The organism is Agrobacterium sp. OT33 (assembly GCF_017313365.1).
Classification (GTDB): Bacteria; Pseudomonadota; Alphaproteobacteria; order Rhizobiales; family Rhizobiaceae; genus Agrobacterium; species Agrobacterium rhizogenes_A.
Genome location: NZ_JAFLMZ010000004.1, coordinates 397,963 through 418,108, shown reverse-complemented (window position 1 = coordinate 418,108; position 20,146 = coordinate 397,963). Strand labels below are relative to the sequence as shown.

Genomic DNA, 20,146 nt, shown 5'->3' with positions numbered 1-20,146 from the left:
CCAGCGGTCAAGGCTGCGTAACCGCGATCAGGGTGCAGTGTTGGTGTCGTCGGCAAGGATGGCGTCGAACAGTTCGCCGGTGACGGAGCCTGCCGGTCCAACCGCCTTCAGCGCCGCGCCGATCGGTGCCTGCACCATGCGGTTGAAGTCCCAGCCGGCGTCACTCACTTCGCCGATGAAGGCGAAATCGGCTTCGGAAACTACCGCGCCGCCGGAGACGAGGGCTTCGATGCCCTGGATCTGGACCTGGTCCAGCTCGGCCTCGGGCTTGCCATCCTGGCGAACGAGCATGGCCTTTGCCGCAGCCGCGACGCGTGCATAGCCATCCACGCCCGGGTGGCTGGCTTCATAGGCCGCGATCGTTTCATGCGATACGGATGCGACCCGGAGCGGCGCGGTGCGAATGAAAAGAACGCCGAAGCCCTTTTTTCCGACAATGAAGAAATGTGAGGACATATTATCTCCTATTTGATTCCAGCTAATCGAAGTGCGTGATAGAATTTTTCATTCGCTATCGGGTCACGGTCTGGAGACAGGCTGCTGATCTCCCTCGCCGTCATACCCGGATAGTTTTCCTGAAGCCTGCCGCCGGCTTCCCGGGCGGCGGTCAAATCACCATGCAGCGCGTGGCTTGCGGTCAGCACCCGCAGGGCCGGCTCGTCATTTTCCATTCGCCCGCACAATTCCACCGCCGCGCCGTAATCCTCACGCTTGAAGGCGATGCTGGCGCCCGCCCACCAGTAGATATCGGGTGCGAGCGGATTGAGATCGATCGCCTGCTGGAACTTTCCCCAGGCGGTTTCGGCATCGCCGAAATGGGCAAGCGCATCGGCATGCTGGAGCAGGAGGTCGGCCGAGTTGGGGGCGAGCGCCTCCGCCTCGAAGAATTTTTCGGCGGATATGTCGAAATCCCGCTGGTAAAGCGCCACCACCGCGCACATCCAGTGGCCGACGCCGAGGGCGGGGTCGATCTCCACGGAGGCGTCCGCTTCCGCCTTGGCGCGGTGCAGCAGGTGCGGATCGTTGCCGCCCAGCATCAGCCATTCCAGCTGCAGGCTCTGGGCCACCCGGGCACGGGCGACGGCCATGCTGTGATCGAGGTCGACGGCCTTGCGGAACATCGAACGGGCCCTGCGCAGGAGCGGCAGGTCGCATTTGCCGCGCAAAAGCTGCTGGCCTTCCAGCAATTGCCGGTAGGCCTCGCCGCTGTGGTTGCGGTCTGGTTCCACCTGAAGCCGCTCGATCTCGCGGGCAAGCGCCGCCGCCACCTGCTTGGAGAGCAGGCGGAAGGCGGCGTGGATGTGCCGCTCGGTGAGGATCACTTCCAGCGACCAGACGATCTCGCCGGTCTCTTCCTCTATCAGCGCCACCGACATGCGGGCGTCGTCGAAGACCGACGACATGATCCGGTAATCGGCCCGCAGCATGGCGTAACCATCGTCTGTCCGGCTGCTGGAAAGCGCGAAGGTGCTGTGCGGCGAAAGAACGGTGAAGGTGCGGTAACGCACCAGGCTGTTGGCGACATCCTCGACAAAGGCGTGCATGACGGGTGATGCCGGCAGCCCGTCCACCCGCGCCGGAAGACCGAAGGCGACACGCGGTTTTGCCGTGGTTTTTCGCCGGCTGCCTTCGTCCGGCTCGGCGGGGGTGGTTATCATCGAGGCGAGGCTCTGTATCCGCCGCCTCAGCGCCACGGTCTCCGGCTCCGGTGAGCCTGCTTCCTGGCGGAGCTGCTCCAGCAAAAGCTGGAACATGCCCTCGCTGGCGCTGATATTGCCGACACGTGCATAGGCGGCCATGGCGGCGCGGTAGGTTTCCTCGCGCTCCGGCTCGATCTTGCGCGCGCATTCGGCAAGTCTTGCAATATCGTTGGAGCTGGCGCGGCCGAAACGTGTGAGTTCCTCCAGAAGCTGCGTGTAGCTTGAGAAGAACAGGTCCTTGAGGCGCCGCCGTTCAGACAGCAGCCAGAGGTAGAGGTGATCCTGCCCGGCATCCAGCCCGTCCAGCAGGTCGCCGCCGAATTCGAGCAGCGCCTGCAGCCGCCGCATCGGGTCTTCGGCTCTTGCGCCGGCAAGGAAGATCGCAAGGTCGGTCCGCTGCGCCAGCTTTCCGGCCTTCAGGTCGTTTCCTTCGGTCAGAAGAATGGCTTCGTCTTCATTGGGCAATTTCTGGAGACGCAGGATCAGCTGGCGCAAATTGCCGAGCGCCCGTTTCTGCTCGACATTTTCCCACAGGAGCGAAGCGGCGTTCTGGCGGGAAAGCGACTGGTTGGGGGCGAGAATGAGGGCGGCTATCAGGGCAAAGCCCTTTGACGGGAAAAACGCTTCCCGCACCGCGTCACAACGCGGGGTGCCAAAAAGCCGGATCGGTATCAGTTCAGCGTTCCCAGCCACTTTCGTCCCCTCATGAATCATCATCTAGCACGTGTCCGGGAAATTGAAAGTCATCATAGCCTTCCATTTGACGCTGGTGTGACGCGGCATGCCTATTGTCGCAGACAGAAGCATGAAGGGCGGGTGGAAAACAGCGGACATGCAGCGCGCAGGCATCGGGAATTTTCGAAAGTGATAGCGTTCAACGGAAGCTACATGGCGTTCGAGCCACGTATCGAACCTTACCAGCGTGCCGACGATGTCGGATATGCGGTCAGCGAATTCATGTGGTTCAAGGGGCGTCCGTTCTATCCGATCTCGGCGCTGGTTCAGGCGAAGGTTGCCCATGCCAGGTTGTCGGCGGAAAAATGTGATGACCAGGACGAGGACAATCTGGATATTCTCTTCCGCATGCCGGTGGTGGCGGGCGGGCATTTTTTCGAAATCGTCCTGCGCTCGAACGAGGGCACCTCTTACGGTGGCTGGCTGTGGGGAGAGGAACTGGAAATCCTGAACGAATTCGTCAACGGCTATCGCGTTCTGGCGGGTAAATTCGAAGGCAGGCTGATCCGGTTCGAATATTCCAGACGGTTTCAGCGCTACCGGACCATGGAGCCGCTTCCCGTCGAGAAATCGGTTTTCCTGATTCAGCGGGAGGCCAAGCCTTACGCTGTCAGGCGTGATTTGCCGGCGGGTCCGGCTCGGTGATTGCATAGGGTGCTTTTGCGTTCACGGGGGACGCAGGGGCACGGGGGAATACCTGGTCGATCGGTGCGGCGTGACCGGGCACGTATCGGCGGCATGCCCGGGCAAGCCACGGCTTTGTCCGGTGTCACTGGTGAATATTTTTATTTTTATTATGTGGAAAATTATGATGCCCAATCGAGGTAACATGCGTAACAGGCGGGCGTCATCACAGCTTCTGGCGGTGAATGGCGTCTCCGGCGACGATGCGCTTTCCCCTGCGGAAAGCGTCGATGCCGGACCGCGTGCATCGATCCGCAGCGACAGGATTTATGTCGTCAGCGAGCCGGATTCCACGGTGTCGTCGCCATCCCTGGTACGGGATGGCGGGGGCAGGGAAGAGCCACCGGGCAGGACCGAGATCAGCAGGGTCGTTGACGCCGATATCAGGGTCGCGAAATGGGCCTGGGCGGTGCTGGCGATCGCACATTGCTGGCTGATCTATTTCATGGTGAACAATCTCGGCTGAGGCCTTGCCGGCCAAATGCTTACACCGTCAGCCCAGCTCGCTGATGCCGTGCAGGATCATCGCCGCCGCACCGAAGGCCACGGGGTCCGTGGCAACGACTTCCGGCAGCAGGACCTGCGGCTGAATGACCTGTGAGCCGTTGAACGGGTCCGACCATTCGTAATCCAGCCATTGCACCAGCTTCTCGCGAACGATTTTCGGCAGGGTGCCGCCGACATAAATGGCGGTGGGCGCGAGCACGGCGCTGACGGCGAAACCAAGGCGAGCAACCTGCGGCCCGGCCCGGTCCAGCCATGCATCGAGCACTTCGGCATTGCGTGACAGATACTCCGTCCAGACATCGGGTGCCCGCCCGGAGGGTTTTTCGCCCACATGTTCAAGGCACCAGGCCGCCAGATCTTCGAAGGAGGGGCGGGAGCCTCCACGGCCGCGCAGGGCGCCGATCTCGCCGGCATTGCCGAGATAACCGCGGTAGAGTTCGTTCCTGATGATGATGCCGCCACCGATGCCTTCGGACAGGTAGAGATAGGCGAAGTTCGCGTGTCCCGCCTTGTTGCCGAGTGTGAGTTCGCCCATCGCGGCCGCATTGGCGTCGTTTTCGATGATCACCGGGCAGCGAAGCGCGTCGCGCAGCATGGTTGAAAGATCGGAACCCGCCCAGGAAATCACCTCTTCGGCAAGGTCGAGCGACATTGCCTGCTTGCGAAAGCGGGTGGGCATGGCAATCGCGGCGCCGATCAGGTCACCCCGGTCGATGGCATTTTTCGAAAGCAGCGCCTCGGAACCGTCCTGAAGCGCGCGCTGGACGTCGGAAAAGGCGTCGTAGGAACCGCGCATCTGCAACTCGCCGACGATTTCCCCGCCGAAGTTCAGCAGGGTCAGCATCACCGAATAGCGATTGGCATGGGCGCCGAGCGCGTAGCCGACATTTTTCCTGAGGGTGAGATCGATATGCGGTGCGCCACGGCCTTCCTGCCGGCGTGCGCCTTCCTCGATAATGCCGCGTTCAAGCAGGTTGCGCGTCATCATGCTGACGGCGGCCGGCGTTACGCTGCAATGTTCGGCAAGTTCGACCCGCGAGGCCGAGCCCTTGCGCCGGATATAGCCAAGGAGCGCACCCTGTGTCGCGCCGATACCCGAAAGCCCGCCGTTTCTTTTCTCAGCCAAAGTTCAGCTCTCCCCGCTTTGACATCGGAAATGTCATAAAGCTGTAAATTAAGCAACTTAATTAAATAATCAGTTTCAACGGGAATGGATCACATGTTCAAGTCTCTCTCCTTGGCGGCCACGGTGGCGCTCGGTGCGCTTTTGCCGGCCGTTGCCTTTGCCGAAGACATCAACATCAAGCTCTGGACGCTGGCCGACAAGAATGCACCTGCCCGCATCACCAATATCGAGGCGGCCGCCGGCATCATGAACGCGCAGTTCAAGGCCGCCGGCGTCGACAAGCGTATCGTCATCGATACGAACAACAGCAGCGTGCAGGGCTGGGATGGCTTTGCGCTCGATACGCTGAAGGCGTTTTCGGTAGGGCAGGGGCCGGATATCTATATTCTGCCGCATGAATGGATCGGCCAGTTCGCGCAGGACGGTTATGCGATGGCGATGGAAGACAGGATCGCCGCCGCTCCCTGGGTCTATGGCGATATCCTGCCGGTCCTGTGGGAATCGGCCAAGGCCACCGACGGCAAGATTTATGGCATCCCGCAGGACGCCGAAATCCGCATGTTCTTTTACAACAAGGACATGCTGCGCAAGATCGGCAAGGACGAGGCTTTCATCGAGAGCCTGCCGGCCAGGGTCGATGCCGGAGAATTCACGCTCGACGATCTGACCGCGCTGTCGAAGGAAGTGGTCGACGGCAAGGCGGCGCAATATGGCATGCTGCATCGTCCGAATGTCGGCATCGATTATCTGATGGTGTTCCAGTCCTATGGCGTGAAGTTCATGGACGAAAAGACCGGCAAACTGGTTTTCCCCAAGGCGGAGATGGTCAAGGCCCTCGGCTGGTATGAGCGCAACGCCAAGCAGGGCGTTACTCCGGTCGACAATACCGCCATGAGCTGGGAGGCGATCCAGACTGCCTTCAAGCAGGAAAAGGCCTTCATCTTCCATCAGGGTGTGTGGGCCGTTGCCTGGCAGGTGGGCGACAAGAACGGTGCTACCTGGCCAACCGATGGTGCGGGATATTTCAACAAGATCGGCTGGATTTCCGCGCCGGCAGCTGAAAAGGGCGGCAAACCGGCCAACCTGTCGCACCCGCTGCTTTACACGCTCAACCCGAAGAGCGCCCATGCCGACCTCGCCGCCGATCTCGTGGCGCTGGCGACATTGCCCTATTTCAACAATGAGCATGCCGTTACCTCCTATCACACGGCCATCAGCAACGCGCAGACCGCCATGCCGAAATACCGGGACAACTGGGTTCTTTCCGCCGCTTCGCCGATGATGAAGGACGCGCAGTTCGTGCCGAACCACACCAAGTTCGGCAGCTACAACAAGGTGCTGTTCAGTGGCTTGCAGGCGGTCGAGACCGGCAAGATGACGGCCGAACAGGCGGTTGATTTCATTGCCGATGAACTCGAGCTGCAATTCGGTGCGGAAATCGAAATCCGCGACGCCGCAAGCAACTGAGTTTGCCTGAAACCATGCCGCCCGGTTCCGCCGGGCGGCTTTCCTGCGTTCCCACGGATATGTCGTGATGTCTCAATTCCAGCTCAGGGCGCGCCGCCCGGCCCGGCCGATCTTTTACCTCGCGCCGGCTCTCGCTTTGCTCGGCGTGTTTTTTCTCGCGCCCATCGTCGTCAATCTGGTGATTGCCTTTACCGATATGGGCGCAAATCTGAAGGTCGGCAAATTCACGGTCGAGAATTTCCAGCGCATGGTGCAGCGTGACGTGCGCCTGCCAGTCGTGCTCCTGACGACCTTCATCTATGTTGGCGCGACGCTGTTTTTCTTCAATATCGGCCTCGGTGCGTTGCTGGCCGTCACGACGACGGCGATCCCGGACCGGATCGGCAATTTCTTTCGTGGCCTGTGGCTTTTGCCGCGCATGAGCCCGGCGGTGCTTTACGGCGTGCTCTGGATCTGGATCGCCGATCCCACCTCCTCGGGTCTGCTCAACCAGTTCCTCGGTGCGCTTGGCGCACCGGCATTGAACCTGCGCAATGATTTTCCGCTGTTTCTGGTGGTGGTGGCGAATGGTGTCGTCGGCGCATCCTTTGCCATGGTCATCCTGACATCATCGATCCGCTCGATACCCTCGCATCTCGCCAATGCCGCGCGCGTTGACGGCGCCAGCGAATGGGGCGTGCTGCGCCACGTCGTCGCCCCGGCGCTTTCCGCCCCGATCCGCTTCATCACGCTCTACCAGGCGCTGTCGCTGATGACGACCTATGAATATATTCTGCTGATCACCGGCGGCGGCCCGGTTTATGATTCAACCACCTATGCGCTCTATATCTACCGGCGTGCCTTCGAAAACGGCGCTTACGCCTATGGCGCAGCGCTTGCGCTCGGCCTCATGGCCATCGGCGTTGCCGTCACCCTCGTTCAATGGCGCCTCAGCAACATGCGCTCCACATTTGCTCCCGCCAAGATCGAGGTGCTGTGATGACGCTTGTGCAAACTTACACCCGGCGTGCCTCGGATACGAAACCGGACTGGGCGCGTCTTGAAAGCCGCAGCCGCGCCCATCGCGCCGGCTTTCTTCCCGTCATTCTGGTGTTCCTGACGGTCGTTTCCGTTCCGGTTCTCCTGCCCTATCTCTGGCTGCTGGTGAAATCGCTGACGACATCCGACGACAATCTCAGCCGACTGGTTCTCTGGCGCAGCGGCGCAATCGCCGCCCTTGCCTATTGCGGGGCGATTGCCATCGCGCTGTTCTCAGCGCGCCTGCGCAACCCCGTGCTGCTCTGGCTGGCGCTTGCCGCTGTTGTCGCGGCGCTGGTTTTCGTGCTGGTGCTGCCGCATTTGACCATTGAGAACTATAGCTTCCTGTGGAGCCGCGATATTGAAAAGACCGGCACCACCCGCATGGCGCTGATGCCGTCCGTCTGGACCGCCATGCAAAGCTCGCTGCTGTTTGCCGCTTCCCAGACGCTGATCGTGGCGCTGGTCGCCACGCCTGCGGCCTATGCGCTGTCGCGTTTTGCCTTTGTCGGGCGTGAAAACATCCTGCGCGGGCTGCTGTTGCTGCATGCCTTTCCGGCGCTGGCGCTCACCGTCGCGATCTTCGTGCAGCTGCATTACATGGGCCTGCTCAACAACCTCTTCGGCGTCGTGCTGGTCATGAGCGCATTGGAATTGCCCTTTGCGATCTTTGTTCTCAAGGGCTTCTTCGACAATGTTCCCTGGGACATCGAGATGAGCGCCGTCACCGATGGGGCAACCCGCTTCCAGGCCTTCCGCATGGTGGTTCTGCCGCAGGTCAGAAGCGGGCTGATTGCGGTTGCCACCTTCACCTTTCTGCGCGGCTGGGAAGAATATGTCTTCGTCCAGACCCTGCTCATCGAAAAAAGCCAGATGACGATGAGCCTCTATCTCTTCTTCGTGGCACAGGACAGCGTGGGCGTGAATTACGGCATGATCGCCGCTGTCGGCATCGTTTATCTGCTGCCTGTGCTGATCATCTACATCTTCACGCAAAAATACATCACCCAGATGAGTTTCGGCGGGATCAAAGGATAATTGCCATGGCCAGGATCACCCTTAACAAAGTCACCAAAAGCTGGGGCGACACCCGGGTCCTGCAACCGATGACGCTTGCCATCGAAGATGGCGAATTCGTCGCGGTTCTTGGCCCGTCCGGATGCGGAAAATCGACCACGCTTTTCCTGCTGGCCGGGCTTTATGCCCCGACCGGCGGCGAGATCGCCTTTGATGGTCACAACGTCAACCGCATCGACGCGCGCGACCGCAATGTCGGCATCGTTTTCCAGTCCTATGCGCTTTATCCCAATCTGACGGTGCGGGAGAACATCGCCTTTCCGCTGCGCTTCAAGAATGTTCCGCGCGATGAGGCGGCGCGGCGGGTGGAAGAGGTGGCAGGCCTCGTGCAGATCACCGCGCTGCTGGACCGGCGGCCGTCGCAGCTTTCCGGCGGCCAGCAGCAACGCGTGGCGCTGGCCCGGGCGCTGGTCAAGGAGCCGAACATCCTTTTGCTGGACGAGCCGCTCTCCAACCTTGATGCGACGCTGCGCATCACCATGCGGGCCGAGCTGAAAAGCCTGCAGAAGCGGCTGAAGATCACGACGCTGATCGTCACCCATGACCAGATCGAAGCGATCACCATGGCCGACAGGATCATCTGCATGAACAATGGTGTGATTGCCCAGATCGGCACGCCTGACGATCTTTATCGCCGGCCGGACAATCTGTTCGTCGCCGGCTTCATCGGCACGCCGCCGATGAACCTTCTGAAGGGGTGGGCCGAGCGCGAAGAATTGCGGATCGGCGACGCTCGGCTCGGCCTCAACGCCCGTTACGATGGCGAGATCACCTTCGGATTGCGTCCCGAGGATATTGCGCTCGTCAAACCCGCCGAAGCACGGCTTGGGGGCGAGATCGCCACCGTCGAGCCGATGGGGCGCGAGGTTTTCTATGCGGTCGATACGCCCGCGGGCATGATCCACGCGCTGGAATATGGCGAGACGATAAGACACGCACCGGGTGAACGGGTCGGCCTTGCCTGCGCATCCGGCCTGACACTGATTTTCGACGCCGCTGGCAATCGCATTGCCGGACTGCACGCTGACCTTTCGCATCCTTCGACCATTCCGGCGCGCGCGCCGGAGCCCGTAAACTGACAGGACATTCCATGCCCAAAATCGTCTCCCACCGCGGCGCGAACCGGTTCGCACCCGAAAACACCTTCGCCGCCGCCGACCTCGCCTTGCAGCAGGGTGCTGATTACATCGAGCTTGACGTGCGTGAGAGCGCGGATGGCGTGCTCTACGTCTTTCACGACGAAACGCTCGATCGGACCACAAATGGCACGGGGCCGATCGGCCATGCCCTGTCGAGCGAAATCGATGCGCTGGATGCCGGCGGCTGGTTTGGCGAAAGCTTCAAGGGGGCGGTCGTGCCGCGTCTCGATGCCTATCTGCGTCATCTGCGCGGCCGCTGCGGCGTTTATGTCGAGCTGAAATATTGCGATCCCGTCAAGGTCGCTGCGCTGGTGCGGGATCTCGGCATGGTGCGCGATACGTTTTTCTTCTCCTTTTCCGAGGATATGCGCCGGGGTCTGGCTGCGGCCGCACCGGAATTTCGCAAGATGATGACGCTCGACATCGCCAAATCGCCCTCGCTGGCGGCGGCGGTGCACCATGCCTCCATCATAGAGATCACGCCGGCGCAGATGCGCAGGCCCGGTCTTGTCGAGGCATGCCGCAAGGCCGGTCTGGACGTCATGGTTTATGACGGCGGCGATGACATCAACCTTCATAATGAGATCGCATTGGCCGGAGTAGACTACGTCAATATCGACCGCCCTGACCTGTTCGATACGGCACGTCGTACCGCACGGCTGCCTGAACTCGCCTAACCCTTATCCCGTGGAGATGAAGACATGAGCAATCTGATTGGTACCGGTTTCAACGCCGGCTCGGACGACGGCGAACTGGCCACCCTTGAAAGCGATCTGCGCGCACTGGCCGAGATTGGCTGCGACACGGTGGAAATCGCCGCGACCAGCCTCGACATGATCGCCGGTGGCCGCATCATCGAAGAGCGTGCCGACCGTTTCGTGGCGCTCGTGAAAGAGTTCGACTTCCGCTACACCGTGCATGGCCTGGTTTCGTCCAATTTCATGGACCCGGTCACCTGCCGTTACCAGATCGATGCCGCCAAGGCGCTCGCTGTCCTCTGCGACCGTATCGGCGCGGGCATCCTCGTCCAGCATAGTGGCGCGCTGCGTGCCGACCAGATTGCCGAGCGGGCCGATGCCGATGCGCGTGAGCGCGAAGCGCTGTTCGAACTTGCGGAATTCTGCAAGCCCTATGGCGTGCGTGTCGCGCTTGAGAACATCTTCTCCACCGAACCCGGCCAGTATCGTCAGACGCCGGCCGAGGTGGCCGAGACCGTGAAGGCTGTCGGTCACGATAATGTCGTGGCGCTGATCGATTTCAGCCATGCCTATCTCGAATCCACCTATCGTGGCCTCGACTTCCGCGAACAGCTGCGCGCCATGGCGCCCGTTGCCGGCCACCTGCATGTGCACGATTCCTTCGGCCGGCCGCAGGGCTTTTACGAGCCTTATTTCACACAGGAAAATACCGCGCTGGGTATCGGCGACCTGCACATGCCGCTCGGCTGGGGTGATATCGAGTGGGAAAGCATCTTCTCGGAACTGACTTTCCTGCCGGACACCGTGCTGATGATGGAAATCGGCCGTCGTTACCGCGCCGAGCAGCCGGCTAGCCTGGAAACGGCGCGGCACCTCATGTCGCTTTATGCCGCACGGACGCAGCTTGCGGCCGAGTGAGAAGCTCGAACAGGGCACGGCCCCCAAAGGGCTGACGCCTGAAACGCCGGCAGTTCTGGACGCGACTGCCGGCGTTTTTATCAAGCGGCCCAGTCGGAAAGCGAATAGGCCCTGATATAGTCGATCATCATCTGCGAGCCGTCGCTGAAGTCATCGGCCGAAGGTGTTCCCGCCATGCCGCCGACGGCGAGATTGACCACCATATACATGGGGTCGTGCATATCGTCAGGCGTATCCGTCTGGGCAACGGCGACATCATCGAAATACCAGGTGATGTGTTCGGCGTCCCACAACACGCCGTAGGTGTGAAACCCTTCCGTGCTCGGTACGCTGACATTGTTGATGACCGATGTCTGCTCACCGGTGGCGTTGGAATGGGTGGACATGATGAGCGTATTGGGATTCTGGCCGCGCATTTCGATGACATCGAGTTCCGGCGGCCATGATCCGTCCTCCGGCAGAAGCCAGAAGGCCGGCCAGGCACCCCGGTCGGTCGGCATATCGGCACGGATTTCGAAATAGCCATAGGTCTGGCTGAAGGAGGAATAGGTGTTCAGCATGCCGGACGTATAATCGTAACCCTCGACCTCATCGGCGATGGATTGCGGGGTTTCGGCGGCGGTAATGGTCAGGACACCGTTTTCCACGCTGAAGGGATTGACCTCGGACGTGCCGGCATAGGAGGGGTTGATATACCATTGCGCCTCGCCATTCGTCGTCAGCGAACTTCCCTTTTCCGGGGCCCACCAATATTTGGCGTCCCAGGTTCCCTGATCGCCATTGCGCAACGATAACGCATCGAATTCATCGGCAAAGGTCTGGGTCAGGGATGAGCGGTCGAGGCTGAGTTCGAACTGGCTGGCCTGAAGATCGTCTACGGTCGTTCCGGCCAGAACGACGGCCTCGCCATTTGAAAAATTCAGCCACAGGTCATTGCCCTGCTGCGTAGCGTTGCTGACGAGCTGGTCGAAGGATGTGATGTCATAACCGTTGAGCCGGATCGTGTCGTCGGCGCCGAAATCCATGATGAGATCGGTGCCGTTGCCCTTGGTGAAAACGAACGTGTCCGCGCCGCCGCCGCCGATCAGCACATCATTGCCGGCCCCGCCATCGATTGTCTGGCTGCCCGACCCGCCGGTAATGATATTGTCGAGCGAATTCCCGAAAGCATAACGGCCGTCGCCTGTTACCCTCAGATTTTCGAAATTGTCGGGCAGGGTATAGCTCATCCATGTATCGATGGTATCGATGCCTTCCCCGGCATTTTCGACGGCGCGGTTGATGCTGGAATAAAGATAATAAATATCGTCCCCCGTGCCGCCCGCCATCGTTACATTGACGGAACTGTCGCCCCACATGGAATCATTGCCGGCTGTGCCGGTGAGCAGCGGGCCGGAACCCGTGGCGGAGAAAAATCCGGTGGAACTCCCGCTATAATAGAGTGTGTCTCCAAGCGCATTCACCACTGTCCGGGCCATTACCGTCTCCTGTCCGTTAGCGTTGGTTTCCTCACTCCTCCTGCGAGACAGCCTAACAGGGCAAAAAGCGTCCTGTTAGAGCCAGAAATTAGGGGTATGTTCCATTCAAGCCCTGTTTCTTAAAGGCGCACCCTTGCCCCGCCACGGCGGACAATGGCAAAACGGGTCTCGGCAAGGGAGGCCCAAGTCTCGCCCCAAGCGCAATGGAGTGCCAGTATTGAGTGTAGCCTTTACCAAGGAAGATAGCGCCGAGACGGCAGCCGAGACGATTTTACCGGATCGGGTGGTTTCGCCGCATCCCAACCTGGTGACCGAGGCCGGGTTGAAAGCGCTGGAGATGCAGCTGCAGCTGGCGCGCGAAGCCTGTGCTGTTGCCAATGCCCTGGAAGACGTCAATGAAAGAAGGCGGCTTTCCGCCGGCCCTCTGCGCGACATTCGATATTTCGTGGAGCGTATTCGCACCGCGCAGCTGATGCCGCATCCGCCTGCGAATGGCATTGTTGCATTCGGCAGTCTGGTGACTTTCAGTCGTGAGGACGGGCGGACGCAACGGTTCAGGATCGTCGGCGAGGACGAAGCCGATCCCGCCAGGGGATCGATGTCCTATGTCTCCCCGATTGCGCGGGTGTTGATGGGAAAAGTGGCCGGTGATCTCGTCAGTTTCGGCGGACAGGAGATTGAAATCATCGACGTTGCCTGAAGCCTTGTTGACAGCATCTCAGGCCGGCTGCGTTGCAGTTCGGGTTTCATCACTGGTTATTCCTGTCACGCGCATCATCGCGGTTTTCAGAAAAAGCCTGAAATCCAGATCGATGGAAGCATAGGCGAGAGCAAGGCCTATATGGGCCATGAATACAGGATTGAAATTAAGCTCTTCAAATTGATAGCCGATGATGACCCCGATTGCCGAGTAGGTGAAGAAGCTGATTTTCCGCTTGCGGAAAATTGCATAAAAAAGCGCAAAGGCGCTGAGAAAACAAAAGCCTATGCCTGATGCGTAGGCGGTGGCCAGAAAGCCGTTATGCGGCGTGCCACTATGCGATATCGCTGATAACTCCTGGCTTCGTGCGGTGTAACCAATGCCCAACGGGTGATTGAGCATCACCTGAAAGCCGCCCGTGATTGTCCCGAAGCGCTCCTGCAGATTGTTGCTGCTGTTGTTATCTTCCAGAAATCGTTTCGAAAATGCCTGTTCTGCAAAATCGAAGGCGCCTAACGGCAATACTGATGCGACGGCAAGGGCAGTCAGAGCAAAACCGAAATAGGTGCTCAGCAACATCCTGATCGAAAAATTTCTTATGTAGAAAAAGAGCCCGATGGCGAGAACGGCAAATACGCCCGACCGGTTGAGCGTGAGTGTGAAACCGGCCAGATAGATGAGCAGAAACACGGCAAACAGCATCGGGCGCCTGTAACGTTCGGCAAGATAAGCTGCCGCCGCGCCGGCGAGGGCAAAGGCCGGCCCGGCCGTATTGCCCACTGGCCAGATTCCTCCCGCTTTCTCGACACGCAAAAGCAGTGGGCTCATTTCACCTTTTGCAGCGGCTTCAAGCACAGCGGCTTCATCAAAATTGAACGACAGGCCGACGGGGGCCAGCAGGTCGTGGATGAAAATGTCCAGAAACAGCAGGATCGTCACAGCGACGAAGCCGGCAAAAATGCCCCAGCAGAACAGCTTGAGAAGGTTCTCCTTGAACAGCATATAGGCGAAAAACAGAAAATAGACTGCGTAAAAATAGGTCATCGCCGTCGTGTAAAATTCTCCTTCGCCACGATCATCTGCAAAGGCGGCCGAAAGGACAAAAAACAAAGTAAGCGGGGCGAGATAAAACAGGAGAATGGAAGGCGTCAGGCAACGAATGTAAAGCAGGGCGATGACAGGCAATGTCATCAGCACAAGCATATCGGTAATATTGAGGAAGCGCAGGCCCAGATTGCTGGTCAGCACGTTACATTGAATGAAAAAACCAATGGAGAAAACGAATATCGACAGAAAGTGACCCGGGATACCTATTGTTCTCGAAGGATAAATGGGCATCGCCATGATGAAACCCGGCAATGGGAACGGATGCGAAGCCACGGTATTTGCACGTCTGGTCATTCGCACCTTAATCTCTCATTGGTGGGCCCGGGAAGGCCCTGTTGTGAAAGTGCCATCACTGCGAGACCGCAGGGGGATGGCGATGGATAGTGGTCTCGAGAAAATTGCCGTGCAGAACGGAATTTTCACGATCCTTCAGCCGCTCAAATCGCCTTTTGGCAGAGCACCTTCGACGGCGGTTACCCGCTGGATATAAAGCGGTTCGTTGGAACTGGGTGGCGTGGTGCCGAAGCCTGGAAGCATCCGCAGGTAAAATGCATAACCATCCGGGCTTATATCGGGATCGATTGGGATTCCGTTCGCCGTCGCCCACATCCAGCCGCTGTTTGCAGCTGTTATGGCACTTGCAAATTGCAGGGCCGAACAACTGATTGTTCTTGTCGCTCCGCCGCTTTTTGCAATCAGAGTAATATAGGGCGGTCGTTGCTCTGCGTTGTTTTTATAGAGGACCGAAAAGGATATGGTTTTACCCATCATCGCCACCGCCTCTTTGTTGCGGAAGTAACGAAACAGTGCGGCCGACTGGCTGCCATTGGCGCGTATCGCGAGGCTGTAAGCAAAGGATGGGGAAAAGGTGGTTTCGGTGCTTTTGGTGGCGGTGCCAGGTGCGCTGAGGTTCCAGCCTGCCGGCGCGGTACCTGACCAATCGGTGAAATCTCCGTTGGCAATGAGATTTGTGGCGGGAAGCTTCGGCCAGCAAGGCGTCTGAAAGCCTATATCCGCCGCCGAAGCCAGATAGGAACCGAACAGAACCCGGGCGACAAGCTGTGAGCCGGCCTCGTTGGGATGGATGTTGTCCCGGTAAAGCGCGGCATCCTTACCCTTTGCGACAAATGCCGCATGTGTGTCCGCCAGCGTCAGATTCGGGTGGGATCGTGCCAGGTCGAGGATCGCCTGATAGACCTTGTCGTAATCCGTACTGTCCCGCCAGGGGTTCTGGGTGGTGATAAGCTGAGGAGCGCCAGGCCATTGCCATTCGGTCATGCCGAGCGGCCCGAGCAGGGCGGATCTTCCGGAACTCAGGATACCGCCCGGTGTTTCGAAACTCTGCATATTGTGCCCCTGATGCAGGATGCACAGATCGGGGCGTGGAATCCTCAGCGCTGCTGCACGCTGTTCTGCAAGCATGTAGCCCGCCATGCCGCCGGGCAGCGCCGCGAGATAGACAGTCAGCGTGGCTCCCGCGCCGGCGCGTAATGTGACCGGATCGGCATAGGCTTTCGGTCCGGTTGCGGCATTTGTCTGCCATTCCGCCCAGCGGTACAATACGACCTTCGCATCGTGCAGGTCGCCAAGCATTGTGGCGAATTGCTGGAATGGTCCCGCGTCGGCATAGGCGGTGCTGTCGCCATTCACGAAGATCGTAGCGTCCTGGCCGGCGGTCAGGCGTGCGCGCAAGGGCGAAAGCGCGTTCAGCGAAGGGACCACGGCACCCGTGTTTCCCGGAATAATGCCAAGCGTCAGGCCGATCATGCCGGCACCTCTTCCGTTGCCGGCATATATGTGCATATCTTGGGTTCGAGCGGTGTCATCGTTCGTTCTCCTGGTCTGGCGCTAGGATAATCCCACCACAAGGTCCGGGGAAAAAGCGTCAGGAGTGGAACGCCGAGCAGCGGCAAAATTAAACGTCATGAAATTTTCTTCAATTTTTTCTAAAATATTTAAACGGGATATTATTATTTTTATTGCGAGCGGCTAAAATATAAAGCCGCATAAAGGTTTGAATGTCGTTTTTTCTAATCGAAAGCAGATATTGCCATTCTTATACTAGATCGGCGCGGGAAGATATCCCCGCTGTTGAAACCTGCGCCGAACTTTTTCGCAGGGCGTCTCGTCATGCCCGTCATTCCGGGCAAATGCTTCCGCGCGGTATCCGCGCGTGCCGGGTGACAGCATGACGTCAGCTCTTTTTGTCAGCCATACCGGAGAAAAGGGCGGAGCCGAGCTTTTCCTTGCCGATCTGATCAAGGCCGGGCCGCATTCCTGGCGCGCCTGTTTTCTCAGTGGCGGTGGTGCTGCCGAGGACCTGGCGGCGGCCGGCAGACCTCCGGTCCTGCTGTCTGCCGGAGAGAAGATGCTGTCGATCCGGCGTGACTCATCGTTCGGTGCGATGGTGCGCGGTGCGGCCGACGTGGCGGCCGTTGCCTGGCAGTTGAGCCGGCAGGCGAGACACTACGATGTTATCTGCGCCAATTCGCAAAAGGCGCTTTTTGTCTGCGCGCTCGCGGCGAAACTCAGTCGCCGCCCGCTCGTCTGGATTTTGCACGATATCGTCACCGACCCTGCCTTCAGTTCCGCCAATCGCCGCGCCTCGCTGGTCTTTGCCCGCTTTTTCGCAAGGCTGGTGGCCGTCAATTCCGAGGAAACCGGCCGGGCGTTCGTTGAAGCCGGCGGCGAGGCGGACAAGGTCCGTATCGTTTACAATGGCTTCGATCCTGCAATGGCCGTGGCACACGGCCCTGACAGAGCCGCACGGCTGCGTGGCGAACTGGGCCTTGGACCGCAGCCGATTGTCGGGCTGTTCGGCCGGCTGAGTGAGTGGAAAGGTCAGCATGTTTTCCTGGAAGCCATTGCGGCGATGGATGGCGTGCAGGCCATCATCGTCGGCGGTGCGCTTTTCGGACAGGAAGCCTATGAGGCGCGGATCCTTGAACAGGCATCCCGTCTTGGACTTGACGGTCGCGTTCGTTTTCTCGGCTTCCGTTCGGATGTGCCGGAATTGATGGCGGCTGTGGATGCCGTTGCCCATACCTCGATTGTCGCCGAACCTTTTGGCCGGGTGGTGGTCGAAGCGATGATGTGTGGCAGGCCGGTTGTCGCCACACGTGGCGGTGGGGTGACCGAGATCATCCGGGATGGCGAAACAGGTCTTCTGGTGCCGCCGGGTGATGCTTCGGCGTTGGCCGCAGCGCTCGGCTGCATCCTGTCGCAACCGGCCTTGGCGGAAAGGCTGGCACAGAATGGGCGGGAGGATGTGAACCGTCGGTTTTCGCTGGAGGAGACCTGCCGTTCGGTCTCTGCCCTGCTGTCGGAAGCGATATAGCAACCGAGCTGATAATCGACCGGGGTGGACAATGCGGGCAATTGGAAAGGGCAGGATGCGCATTCTCGTCAACATGCCGAGTCAGTATGGCGGCAAGCCCTCCGGCGTAGCCCGTGTGACCTTCAGCCTGCTGGAGCGGCTGCTGGAGCAGACGCGGGACGACTATATCCTGCGCTCCCCCTGGGCACGGGCGCAATTGCCCGAAAACCTGCGTGACAGCCGGTTGCAGCTGATTGAGACGCCGCGACCCCGTATCATGGTTTTCGATGTGCTGCGCCAGGCCGCGGTGTTGCCGGCACTTTGCCGTCGGCACGGCATCGACGTGCTGTTCAATGCCGATCCCTTCGGAAGTCCGCTCGGCGGCAGACGGCGGATTACTCTCGTTCACGATCTTTATTTCAAGACCATCCCCGAACGGATCGGCTGGCGCGCGACGCTGACGACCGATTTCATCTTTCGCTTGATGATGGCCGGTTCGGATCAGATCACCTGTGTATCCGAGGCGACACGCAGGGATCTGGCGCGCTTTTATCCCGTCGCTGCGGGGAAAAGCATGACGATCCATTCCGACAGTACATTGAAGATCGACCTCGAGGCTCCCGACGGTGCGCGTCCGGTTGCAGGTCCCTATATACTGGCGGTCGGAAATGCGACGTCCAACAAGAATTTCGCCCTTCTTGGCAAGGCTTTTGCGCGGCTGGGCAGGACAATGCCGGACCTGCATGTCGTGCATGTCGGCCGCGATGATGCCGAGGAAATCGGCAGCATGCTGGACGACCCGGAGCTGAAGATGCGGCTGATCCGGCTTTCCGGCATAGACGACCGGCAACTGGCCGCGCTTTACCGCCACGCGGCATGTCTTTGCGTGCCTTCGACCTATGAGGGGTTCTGCCTGCCGGTGCTGGAGGCGCAGCAACTGGGATGCCCGGTCGTCTGCTCCAACCGTTCCGCCACACCCGAAATTGCCGGCAAGGGGGCTCTTACCTTTGATCCCGCTGATCCGGACAGTCTTCTGGCAGCGCTGGAGCGGCTTTTCCGCGAACCGGCTCTGGCAGACTCTCTTCGTGAGGCTGGTTATGAAAACCGTGCGTTATATTCATGGCAGAAGGCGGCAGACAGCTATGCGCAGCTTTTTCGCGAGGTGTCACGGTGCTAAAACATGCATTTCATTCAAATAGACAGCTACTTATGCAGCTGAAAAGCTGAGATCTGTTGCTCGCTCATTCAGCCGCCGGTGCGGGTCTGCAAATCCGAATAAAGCGCTTCATATGCTGCAATCACCCGTTCGGGTGATACGCCATGGGAAATCCTTTCTCTTGTTTCCGGGGACTCTGCGAGAATGGCGGGGTTGCGCATGGCTGTAGCCATGCGTGCGGCCAGTTCGGTGGCGTTGCCCGGTGCAAACAGGTGCTCGGGTCTGTCATGGCCAATCTGTTCGGCGACGCCGGCGAGATTGGCGCCGATGACGGGTACGCCGCGCAGAATGGCTTCGGCAACGGTGCGCCCGAAGGCTTCCGGCCATAAAGGTGGTACGATCAGACAATCTATACCGGCAAAAAACGTGTCCGCCTCAACATAGCCGGGAAATGCGACCGGAAGACCCCTGGTTTTTTGCTGGTAGGAGCCGATGCCCCCCGGCGCACGACCGGCCATGACCAGCCGCCAGCCCTCCGGCGGCAGGAGCCGCAGCGCTTCGATCAGCAGATCGGCACCTTTGGGGGCTTCGATACGACCGAGATAGCCGAAAACGAGAGGCTGTTCGGGCGCGCGGGGAGCGCGATTTTCCTGAGAGGCGGGTGGTGCGATGGCGTTCCAGATCACGGTGCGACGGTCTGCCGGGACATGCGAGAAAAAGCCGGCCTGCACATGCCGTTCGACAATATCGCGACCGACGCCGGCTACGGCGTCGACGGCACATTGGCACCGCCGGTGCAGATAGGAAAAGGCGCGGCATTTCCTGTTGTTGCCGTCACAAATATGTCCGTCGTGAAACAGCGAGCCATTGGTGCACATGCTGGTGAAATCATGCAGGGAATGGACGAGCGGAATGCCCCGTTTGCGGACCATCGGCCAGATCAGCGGGGTCAACTCCGACAGCGAATGGGTGTTGACGACGTCCGGGCGAAAATCATCGATGACACGTGCGAGCCGGCGCGCGAGGCGAGGATCGAGCTGTACGGCGATCTTGTAATATTTTCGCTTCCATCCCGGTTGCTGTTCCCAGTCCCCGATGAAAAATGGCGTCGTATGCCCGAGGCGGTGGATGGTGAAGCCGTCACGTTGTTCCCTGGCCTGCTGTTCCCGCGAAATGGCGGCCACGGCAACCTTATGTCCCTTGCCCGCCAGCCCGCGCGCGAGGTCTTCCACGAAGATTTCCGCGCCTCCCACCCGGTCTGGAGAAAATAGCGACGTTACCTGCAATATCCGCATACCGAAATTTCCGCTTCTATATTCAA

At 59.6% G+C, this 20,146-nt stretch carries 18 protein-coding genes; 11 read left to right on the top strand and 7 right to left on the bottom strand.

The genetic code is table 11. The features are described from left to right. Positions 1–27: 27 nt before the first annotated feature. Positions 28–456: a hypothetical protein gene (locus JZX88_RS12385; protein WP_174033990.1), complete on the bottom strand. Its 429-nt coding sequence runs from the start codon at positions 454–456 to the stop codon at positions 28–30. A gap of 8 nt (positions 457–464) precedes the next feature. After that, entirely contained in the window at positions 465–2,417 is a 1,953-nt protein-coding gene (locus JZX88_RS12380; protein WP_206913768.1) for a BTAD domain-containing putative transcriptional regulator, read from the bottom strand. A gap of 171 nt (positions 2,418–2,588) precedes the next feature. On the opposite strand from JZX88_RS12380, the gene JZX88_RS12375 reads away from it, so the two are divergent. Together JZX88_RS12375 and JZX88_RS12370 are read left to right on the top strand one after the other, a co-directional pair. Then, on the top strand, positions 2,589–3,080 hold the full coding sequence (locus JZX88_RS12375; RefSeq protein ID WP_206913767.1) for a hypothetical protein: 492 nt from the start codon (positions 2,589–2,591) through the stop codon (positions 3,078–3,080). Positions 3,081–3,246: 166 nt separating this feature from the next. Further along, the gene (locus tag JZX88_RS12370) at positions 3,247–3,585 is read left to right on the top strand and encodes a hypothetical protein (RefSeq protein WP_206913766.1); all 339 of its coding nucleotides are present in this window, start codon (positions 3,247–3,249) and stop codon (positions 3,583–3,585) included. Positions 3,586–3,612: 27 nt separating this feature from the next. Here the strand turns inward: JZX88_RS12370 and JZX88_RS12365 are convergent, their stop codons facing one another. Then, positions 3,613–4,752 (bottom strand): ROK family transcriptional regulator, encoded by a 1,140-nt coding sequence (locus JZX88_RS12365; RefSeq protein WP_174031484.1) that lies wholly within the window; start codon positions 4,750–4,752, stop codon positions 3,613–3,615. Between the two features lie 93 nt (positions 4,753–4,845). Between JZX88_RS12365 and JZX88_RS12360 the strand changes: the two genes are divergently transcribed. From JZX88_RS12360 to JZX88_RS12335, 6 genes are all read left to right on the top strand, one after another. Next, positions 4,846–6,219 (top strand): ABC transporter substrate-binding protein, encoded by a 1,374-nt coding sequence (locus tag JZX88_RS12360; protein ID WP_110757732.1) that lies wholly within the window; start codon positions 4,846–4,848, stop codon positions 6,217–6,219. 67 nt (positions 6,220–6,286) lie between these two features. Continuing rightward, positions 6,287–7,198 carry a carbohydrate ABC transporter permease gene (locus JZX88_RS12355; protein WP_065118018.1) on the top strand — a complete coding sequence of 304 codons (912 nt, stop codon included), beginning with the start codon at positions 6,287–6,289 and terminating at the stop codon, positions 7,196–7,198. After that, on the top strand, positions 7,198–8,274 hold the full coding sequence (locus JZX88_RS12350; RefSeq protein ID WP_110757734.1) for a carbohydrate ABC transporter permease: 1,077 nt from the start codon (positions 7,198–7,200) through the stop codon (positions 8,272–8,274). Before JZX88_RS12355 ends, JZX88_RS12350 begins: the two co-directional genes overlap by 1 nt. Positions 8,275–8,279: 5 nt before the next feature. Next, positions 8,280–9,392, top strand: coding sequence for an ABC transporter ATP-binding protein (locus tag JZX88_RS12345; protein WP_206913765.1), 1,113 nt, complete (start codon positions 8,280–8,282; stop codon positions 9,390–9,392). A gap of 11 nt (positions 9,393–9,403) precedes the next feature. Beyond that, positions 9,404–10,129: a glycerophosphodiester phosphodiesterase gene (ugpQ, locus tag JZX88_RS12340; RefSeq protein ID WP_206913764.1), complete on the top strand. Its 726-nt coding sequence runs from the start codon at positions 9,404–9,406 to the stop codon at positions 10,127–10,129. A gap of 24 nt (positions 10,130–10,153) precedes the next feature. Further along, on the top strand, positions 10,154–11,068 hold the full coding sequence (locus JZX88_RS12335) for a TIM barrel protein (RefSeq protein ID WP_206913763.1): 915 nt from the start codon (positions 10,154–10,156) through the stop codon (positions 11,066–11,068). 80 nt (positions 11,069–11,148) lie between these two features. On the opposite strand, the gene JZX88_RS12330 is transcribed toward JZX88_RS12335, so the two are convergent. After that, positions 11,149–12,546, bottom strand: a complete 1,398-nt coding sequence (locus JZX88_RS12330) for a family 16 glycosylhydrolase (protein WP_142856114.1) — start codon at positions 12,544–12,546, stop codon at positions 11,149–11,151. 217 nt (positions 12,547–12,763) lie between these two features. On the opposite strand from JZX88_RS12330, the gene greA reads away from it, so the two are divergent. Continuing rightward, positions 12,764–13,246 (top strand): transcription elongation factor GreA, encoded by a 483-nt coding sequence (gene greA, locus JZX88_RS12325; RefSeq protein ID WP_206913762.1) that lies wholly within the window; start codon positions 12,764–12,766, stop codon positions 13,244–13,246. Positions 13,247–13,264: 18 nt separating this feature from the next. On the opposite strand, the gene JZX88_RS12320 is transcribed toward greA, so the two are convergent. Beyond that, entirely contained in the window at positions 13,265–14,647 is a 1,383-nt protein-coding gene (locus JZX88_RS12320; protein WP_206913761.1) for an O-antigen ligase family protein, read from the bottom strand. Between the two features lie 135 nt (positions 14,648–14,782). Next, a complete protein-coding gene (locus JZX88_RS12315; protein WP_206913760.1) occupies positions 14,783–16,120 on the bottom strand; it encodes an SGNH/GDSL hydrolase family protein in 1,338 nt (445 codons plus the stop codon). A 421-nt stretch (positions 16,121–16,541) separates the two neighbouring features. Between JZX88_RS12315 and JZX88_RS12310 the strand changes: the two genes are divergently transcribed. Next, positions 16,542–17,690 carry a glycosyltransferase family 4 protein gene (locus JZX88_RS12310; protein WP_206913759.1) on the top strand — a complete coding sequence of 383 codons (1,149 nt, stop codon included), beginning with the start codon at positions 16,542–16,544 and terminating at the stop codon, positions 17,688–17,690. Between the two features lie 55 nt (positions 17,691–17,745). Then, complete coding sequence (locus JZX88_RS12305) at positions 17,746–18,846, top strand: glycosyltransferase family 1 protein (protein WP_206913822.1); 1,101 nt, start codon at positions 17,746–17,748, stop codon at positions 18,844–18,846. 68 nt (positions 18,847–18,914) lie between these two features. Here the strand turns inward: JZX88_RS12305 and JZX88_RS12300 are convergent, their stop codons facing one another. Then, complete coding sequence (locus JZX88_RS12300; RefSeq protein ID WP_206913758.1) at positions 18,915–20,120, bottom strand: glycosyltransferase family 4 protein; 1,206 nt, start codon at positions 20,118–20,120, stop codon at positions 18,915–18,917. Between the last annotated feature and the right edge of the window lie 26 nt (positions 20,121–20,146).

What these genes read in the sequence shown, in the direction of transcription:
- JZX88_RS12385 (WP_174033990.1), bottom strand. Translation starts at nt 456, where the DNA reads ATGTCCTCACATTTCTTCATTGTCGGAAAAAAGGGCTTCGGCGTTCTT.
- JZX88_RS12380 (WP_206913768.1), bottom strand. Translation starts at nt 2,417, where the DNA reads ATGATGATTCATGAGGGGACGAAAGTGGCTGGGAACGCTGAACTGATA.
- JZX88_RS12375 (WP_206913767.1), top strand. Translation starts at nt 2,589, where the DNA reads ATGGCGTTCGAGCCACGTATCGAACCTTACCAGCGTGCCGACGATGTC.
- JZX88_RS12370 (WP_206913766.1), top strand. Translation starts at nt 3,247, where the DNA reads ATGCCCAATCGAGGTAACATGCGTAACAGGCGGGCGTCATCACAGCTT.
- JZX88_RS12360 (WP_110757732.1), top strand. Translation starts at nt 4,846, where the DNA reads ATGTTCAAGTCTCTCTCCTTGGCGGCCACGGTGGCGCTCGGTGCGCTT.
- JZX88_RS12355 (WP_065118018.1), top strand. Translation starts at nt 6,287, where the DNA reads ATGTCTCAATTCCAGCTCAGGGCGCGCCGCCCGGCCCGGCCGATCTTT.
- JZX88_RS12350 (WP_110757734.1), top strand. Translation starts at nt 7,198, where the DNA reads ATGACGCTTGTGCAAACTTACACCCGGCGTGCCTCGGATACGAAACCG.
- JZX88_RS12345 (WP_206913765.1), top strand. Translation starts at nt 8,280, where the DNA reads ATGGCCAGGATCACCCTTAACAAAGTCACCAAAAGCTGGGGCGACACC.
- ugpQ (WP_206913764.1), top strand. Translation starts at nt 9,404, where the DNA reads ATGCCCAAAATCGTCTCCCACCGCGGCGCGAACCGGTTCGCACCCGAA.
- JZX88_RS12335 (WP_206913763.1), top strand. Translation starts at nt 10,154, where the DNA reads ATGAGCAATCTGATTGGTACCGGTTTCAACGCCGGCTCGGACGACGGC.
- JZX88_RS12330 (WP_142856114.1), bottom strand. Translation starts at nt 12,546, where the DNA reads ATGGCCCGGACAGTGGTGAATGCGCTTGGAGACACACTCTATTATAGC.
- JZX88_RS12320 (WP_206913761.1), bottom strand. Translation starts at nt 14,647, where the DNA reads ATGACCAGACGTGCAAATACCGTGGCTTCGCATCCGTTCCCATTGCCG.
- JZX88_RS12315 (WP_206913760.1), bottom strand. Translation starts at nt 16,120, where the DNA reads ATGATCGGCCTGACGCTTGGCATTATTCCGGGAAACACGGGTGCCGTG.
- JZX88_RS12310 (WP_206913759.1), top strand. Translation starts at nt 16,542, where the DNA reads ATGACGTCAGCTCTTTTTGTCAGCCATACCGGAGAAAAGGGCGGAGCC.
- JZX88_RS12305 (WP_206913822.1), top strand. Translation starts at nt 17,746, where the DNA reads ATGCGCATTCTCGTCAACATGCCGAGTCAGTATGGCGGCAAGCCCTCC.
- JZX88_RS12300 (WP_206913758.1), bottom strand. Translation starts at nt 20,120, where the DNA reads ATGCGGATATTGCAGGTAACGTCGCTATTTTCTCCAGACCGGGTGGGA.